5 protein-coding genes and 1 pseudogene are annotated in these 5,769 nt (G+C 71.3%); 4 read left to right on the top strand and 2 right to left on the bottom strand.

Annotated elements, in window-relative coordinates; all coding sequences use genetic code 11:
* Positions 1-1,639: transcription termination factor Rho (gene rho / locus VJR25_RS10910; RefSeq protein ID WP_324114996.1), on the top strand; the 1,639-nt coding region annotated here is incomplete at its 5' end.
* A 9-nt stretch (positions 1,640-1,648) separates the two neighbouring features.
* Positions 1,649-2,728, top strand: a complete 1,080-nt coding sequence (prfA, locus tag VJR25_RS10905; protein ID WP_324114995.1) for a peptide chain release factor 1 — start codon at positions 1,649-1,651, stop codon at positions 2,726-2,728.
* 33 nt (positions 2,729-2,761) lie between these two features.
* Here the strand turns inward: prfA and VJR25_RS10900 are convergent, their stop codons facing one another.
* Positions 2,762-3,496 (bottom strand): helix-turn-helix domain-containing protein, encoded by a 735-nt coding sequence (locus tag VJR25_RS10900; RefSeq protein ID WP_324114994.1) that lies wholly within the window; start codon positions 3,494-3,496, stop codon positions 2,762-2,764.
* Between the two features lie 80 nt (positions 3,497-3,576).
* Between VJR25_RS10900 and VJR25_RS10895 the strand changes: the two genes are divergently transcribed.
* Both VJR25_RS10895 and VJR25_RS10890 read left to right on the top strand, forming a co-directional pair.
* Positions 3,577-4,389, top strand: coding sequence for a sugar phosphate isomerase/epimerase (locus tag VJR25_RS10895; protein ID WP_324114993.1), 813 nt, complete (start codon positions 3,577-3,579; stop codon positions 4,387-4,389).
* Positions 4,386-5,486, top strand: a complete 1,101-nt coding sequence (locus tag VJR25_RS10890) for a Gfo/Idh/MocA family oxidoreductase (RefSeq protein ID WP_324114992.1) — start codon at positions 4,386-4,388, stop codon at positions 5,484-5,486. Before VJR25_RS10895 ends, VJR25_RS10890 begins: the two co-directional genes overlap by 4 nt.
* A gap of 179 nt (positions 5,487-5,665) precedes the next feature.
* Here VJR25_RS10890 and VJR25_RS10885 read toward each other — a convergent pair.
* Positions 5,666-5,769, bottom strand: a pseudogene (locus VJR25_RS10885) (two-component system response regulator); the annotation flags it as partial.

Genomic DNA, 5,769 nt, shown 5'->3' with positions numbered 1-5,769 from the left:
GTCGCCGACGGAGGCCTCTGCCGAGGCGGCCGCCGAGACCCCTGCGACCGAGGCCTCCGAGGCTCCGGCTGCCGAGACCGGGGCTCCGGCCGCGGAGCAGACCGCCGCCGAGACCGAGACGCCCGCCGAGGCCGGCGCCGAGGAATCCGAGTCCGCCGAGACGCCGGCGGAGGCCGAGGGCGAGCAGCCCGCGCGCGGCCGTGGCCGCAACCGCAGCCGCAGCCGCAACCGCAACGCGAAGGACGCCCGGGAGCAGACCGCCGAGGGCGAGAAGGCCACGGCATCCGAGTCCGGCGACGAGACCCAGGCCGCACCGCAGCAGGGCGGCCAGCAGGGCGGCCCGCAGCAGAACGGTCAGCAGGGCCAGAGCGCCCGCAGCCGCCAGCGCAACAAGCGCCGCGGCCAGGGCAACCAGAACGCCGACGAGTTCGAGACCGAGATCGGCGAGGACGACGTCCTCATCCCGATCGCCGGCATCCTCGACGTGCTCGACAACTACGCGTTCGTGCGCACCACCGGCTACCTGCCCGGCCCCAGCGACGTCTACGTCTCGCTCGGCCAGGTGAAGAAGTACAACCTGCGCAAGGGCGACGCCGTCGTCGGCGCCATCAAGCAGCCGCGCGAGGGCGAGCAGTCCAGCCGCCAGAAGTACAACGCGCTGGTCAAGGTCGACGCCGTCAACGGCCTGTCGGTCGACGACGCCGCGACCCGCGTCGAGTTCGGCCAGCTGACCCCGCTGTACCCGCAGGAGCGCCTGCGCCTGGAGACCGCGCCGGAGAAGCTGACCCAGCGCATCATCGACCTCGTCGCCCCGATCGGCAAGGGCCAGCGCGGCCTCATCGTCGCGCCCCCGAAGGCCGGCAAGACGATCGTGCTGCAGCAGATCGCCGACGCGATCGCCAAGAACAACCCCGAGGTGCACCTCATGGTCGTGCTCGTGGACGAGCGCCCCGAAGAGGTCACCGACATGCAGCGCTCGGTGCGCGGCGAGGTCATCGCCTCGACGTTCGACCGCCCTGCCGAAGACCACACCACGGTCGCGGAGCTCGCCATCGAGCGCGCCAAGCGCCTCGTGGAGCTCGGCCGCGACGTCGTCGTGCTGCTCGACTCGATCACCCGCCTCGGCCGCGCGTACAACGTGTCGGCTCCGACCTCGGGTCGCGTGCTCACCGGTGGCGTCGACGCATCCGCGCTGTACCCGCCGAAGCGCTTCTTCGGCGCCGCGCGCAACATCGAGAACGGCGGATCGCTCACGATCCTCGCGACGGCGCTCGTCGAGACCGGCTCCAAGATGGACGACGTCATCTTCGAGGAGTTCAAGGGCACCGGCAACAGCGAGCTGCGCCTGTCGCGCCAGCTGGCCGACAAGCGCATCTTCCCGGCGGTGGACGTCAACGCGTCCAGCACCCGCCGCGAGGAGATGCTGCTGTCCACCGACGAGGTGAAGATCACCTGGAAGCTGCGTCGCGCCCTCGCCGGCCTCGACACGCAGCAGGCGCTCGAGGTGGTGCTGGGCAAGCTCAAGGAGACCCAGTCCAACGTCGAGTTCCTCGTGCAGATGCAGAAGGCCATCCCGGTGCCCGAGCGCGACAGCCGCGGCGGCGGTCACAGCCACGGTCACGAGAACAGCATCCGGTAAGGGATCCCCGTGTTCGACGCGGTCGGCCCGCTGCTCGAGGAGCATCGGGCCGTCGAGCAGGAGCTGAACGACCCCGCGGTGCACGCCGACCCGGCGCGCGCCAAGCGGGTCAACAGGCGCTACGCCGAGCTGTCGCGCATCGTCAAGGCGCACGAGGACTGGCAGGCGGCATCCGACGATCTGGATGCGGCCCGCGAGCTCGCCCGTGAGGACGAGGCGTTCGCGGCCGAGGTGCCCGCCCTGGAGGAGCACCTCGCCGCGTCGGCCGAGAGGCTGCGGCGCCTGCTGATCCCGCGCGATCCCGACGACGCGCGCGACGTGATCATGGAGATCAAGCAGGGGGAGGGCGGTGCCGAGTCGGCGCTGTTCGCCGCCGACCTGCTGCGCATGTACCTGCAGTACGCGGCGTCCAAGGGGTGGAAGACGGAGCTGCTGGAGCGCAACGAGTCCGACCTCGGCGGCTACAAGGACGTCCAGGTCGCGATCAAGGGCCAGAGCTCCGACCCGGCGCAGGGCGTGTGGGCGCACCTCAAGTACGAGGGCGGCGTGCACCGCGTGCAGCGGGTGCCGGCGACCGAGTCGCAGGGCCGGATCCACACCTCCACGACCGGGGTGCTGGTGTTCCCGGAGGTGGATGAGCCGGACGAGGTCGAGATCAACCAGAACGACCTCAAGATCGACGTGTTCCGGTCGTCCGGCCCGGGCGGCCAGTCCGTGAACACGACCGACTCCGCCGTGCGCATCACGCACCTGCCGACCGGCATCGTGGTGTCGATGCAGAACGAGAAGTCGCAGCTGCAGAACCGCGAGGCGGGCATGCGCGTGCTGCGGGCGCGGCTGCTCGCGAAGCAGCAGGAGGAGCGGGATGCCGCGGCCTCCGACGCCCGCCGCTCGCAGATCCGCGGCATGGACCGCTCGGAGCGGATCCGCACCTACAACTTCCCGGAGAACCGGATCGCGGACCACCGCACCGGCTACAAGGCGTACAACCTCGACCAGGTCATGGACGGCGCCCTCGAGCCCCTCATCGAGTCGGCCATCCACGCCGACGAGGAGGCCCGCCTCGCCGCCCTCGCCGGCGACGACTGACCCCGTTCGGGACCGGGCGGCACGACCCGTTGCTCAGCGTTCGTCGGAGCGTGGCGGCGTCGCACTCGGAAGCAGCCGTTCGAGCAGCATGAGGGAGCGGCGCACGTCGACGGTGTCGGGTGCGAGCAGCCACTGCACCTGCAGGCCGTCGGACGCCCCGGCCACCAGCGCGGCGGCGTCGTCAGGATCGATGTCGGCGGCGATCCGTCCGGCGTCCTGGGCTTCCCGCACGCGCTGAGCGAGCCCGGCGCGCACGCTCTCGAATCGTGCGCGCACGAAGTCGGCGGTGGAGGGGTGGTTCTCTTGGACCGCGTCGGCCGTGAGGGTGGCGTACAGGCGCACGAGCCCGGGGATGGTGCGGTTGAAGTCGGCGCTTTCCATCATCAGCTCGACGGCGCCGCGGGTGTCGGGGGCAGCGACGGAGGGGGCAGGGGATGCGGATGCCTCGGCAGCCGCATTCGCATCCGATGCCCTCGACGCAGACCCCCGGGCCTCATGGGCCCGGTACACCTCGACGAGCAGCTCATCGCGCGACGCGAAGTAGTGCCGCAGCGTGGCGTGCGCGGTGCCGATCGCGTCGCCCAGCGTCCGCAGGGACGTGCCATCGACTCCGCGGGTTGCGAACTCGGTGAGCGCGCTCTCGATGATCTGCGCGCGACGCGCGACGCCCTTCGCGTACGGCCCGCGGGAGCCGTCCGACGTCGAGTCGACGCCGTCGGCGGCGCTTGTGACGGTGGCGTCGCGCCGGGCGGAGATTTCTTCAGCCATGATCCGACTCATTTTCATCCAGTGTACGGGTTTCGCGGTATCATCGTTCATCCGCAGACGTCTCTACAAAGGAGTGAACCATGTCTTCCCCCTCCGTCCAGCTGTACTCGGTGCGCGACGCCATCGGTGAGAACATCGACGCGGCGCTCGCCCGCCTGGCCGAGATCGGCTTCACGAAGGCCGAGCCCTACGGCTTCCACACCAACACCGGGGACGTGAAGCGCGCGCTGACCGCCGCCGGCATTTCCGCACCCTCCGGCCACGCCTCCGTCATCGACAACGCGACCCCCGAGGCCGTCTTCGACGCCGCCGCCGAACTCGGCATCCGCACCGTCATCGACCCGTTCGTCCCGACCGACCGCTGGCAGACCGCCGACGACGTCGCGAAGATCGCGGCGCGCGTCAACGAGCTCAGCGCCCAGGCGCAGGAGCGCGGCCTCGAGTTCGGCTACCACAACCACCAGTGGGAGTTCACGAACAAGGTCGGCGGCCGCACGGTCTTCGAGCTCTTCGCCGCGCAGCTCGACCCCGCCGTCGTGCTCGAGGTCGACACCTTCTGGGCGACCGTGGGCGGCGCGGACGTCCCCGCCGTGCTGCGTGCGCTGGGTGACCGCGTGCGCGCCATCCACGTCAAGGACGGCCTGATCGACGACGCGATCCGCGACATCCTGCCGAGCAGCGAGAGTGCGCTCATCGTCCCCGAAGCGCTCACCGCGGCGTTCGAGAACCAGCAGCCGGCCGGCCAGGGCGACGTCGACGTCACGGCGATCCTCGCCGCTGCGCCGCAGGCCCTGCGCGTCGTCGAGTTCGACCGCTTCCGAGGCGACGTCTTCGAGGGCATCGCGGCCTCGTTCGCCTGGCTCGCCGCGAACGACGTCGAGGCCGCCGCATGAGCGAGGCGATCACGACCGGCATCGGCCTGATCGGCGCCGGCAACATCTCTCCCGCCTACCTCAAGAACCTCACCGCGTTCGAAGAGGTCGAGGTGCGCTTCATCGCCGACCTGGACCTCGACCGCGCCTCGGCTCGGGCGAAGGAGTTCGGCGTCGCGCGGTCCGGCACCGTCGACGAGTTGCTCGCCCGCGACGACATCGAGCTCGTCGTCAACTTGACGATCCCGGCCGCGCACACCGAGGTCGGGCACCGTATCATCGCCGCCGGCAAGCACGTGTGGAGCGAGAAGCCGGTGGCGCTCGACCACGAGTCGGCGAAGGAGCTGCTGGCCGCGGCCTCCGCAGCGGGTGTGCGCGTCGCGTGCGCACCCGACACGGTTCTGGGCGCGGGCGTCCAGACGGCCCTGCGGGCGATCGCCCGCGGTGACATCGGCACCCCGCTCACCGCGACGACGATGTTCCACGTCCCGGGCCCCGAGTCGTGGCACCCGGACCCCGACTTCCTGTTCGCGACCGGCGCCGGCCCCCTGTTCGACATGGGGCCGTACTACGCCACGACGCTCGTGCACGTCTTCGGCTCGGCGACCCGCGTCCAGGCGGTCTCGTCGAAGTCGCGCGACATCCGCACCATCGGAAGCGGCCCGCGCGCCGGCCAGACGTTCCCGGTCGAGGTCCCGACGCACCATGCGGCGCTCATCGAGTTCGAGGGCGGCACGTCGGCGCAGTCGGTCTTCTCGTTCCAGCACGCGTTCGCGCGCGCCGGGGTCGTCGAGATCAACGGCACCGAGGGCACGATCAGCCTGCCCGACCCGAACAACTTCGACGGCGACAGCCTGCTGCACCTCCACGGCGAAAAGGCGCGCACGATCACCGCGACCGGCGCAGCCTTCGGCCGCGGCACGGGCATCGTCGAGCTGCTGCGCTCGATCCGCGCGGGTGTGCCCGAGCGCGCGTCGGGCGCCCTGGCGTCGCACGTGCTGGACATCCTGCTCGGCATCCGCGACGCGGCCCTGACCGGCCACGCTGTCGAGATCACGTCGAAGGTCGATCCCATCGCGCCGCTGCCCGAGAGCTTCGACCCCTCGGTCGCGCAGTAGCGCCGGCGACGACCGACCCTCTCGCGCGCTTCCGCCCGCTGGGTCGCGTCCTCCCGATGTTGACTTGCCTCAGATGTACGCGACACGCCGTGTGCGCCGTACATCTGAGGCAAGTCAACGAGTCGGCGGGGCGCCGGGGCGGTGGCGAGCGGACGCCGGCGCGGCGGCGGCGGGCGCGGTCACAGCCAGCGGTACTCGGTCTCCGGGCGACCGGGGGTGCCGTATCGGGGCGCGCGCAGCGCGCGTCCGGCATCGGCGAGGTGCTCCAGGTAGCGGCGGGCGG

The sequence above is a fragment of the Microbacterium sp. genome (assembly GCF_035277845.1).
Taxonomy (GTDB): Bacteria; Actinomycetota; Actinomycetes; order Actinomycetales; family Microbacteriaceae; genus Microbacterium.
The sequence above is the reverse complement of the archived record's forward strand: the minus strand, read 5'-3'. Positions and strand labels throughout refer to the sequence as shown.

What these genes read in the sequence shown, in the direction of transcription:
- VJR25_RS10890 (WP_324114992.1), top strand. Translation starts at nt 4,386, where the DNA reads ATGAGCGAGGCGATCACGACCGGCATCGGCCTGATCGGCGCCGGCAAC.
- VJR25_RS10895 (WP_324114993.1), top strand. Translation starts at nt 3,577, where the DNA reads ATGTCTTCCCCCTCCGTCCAGCTGTACTCGGTGCGCGACGCCATCGGT.
- VJR25_RS10900 (WP_324114994.1), bottom strand. Translation starts at nt 3,496, where the DNA reads ATGGCTGAAGAAATCTCCGCCCGGCGCGACGCCACCGTCACAAGCGCC.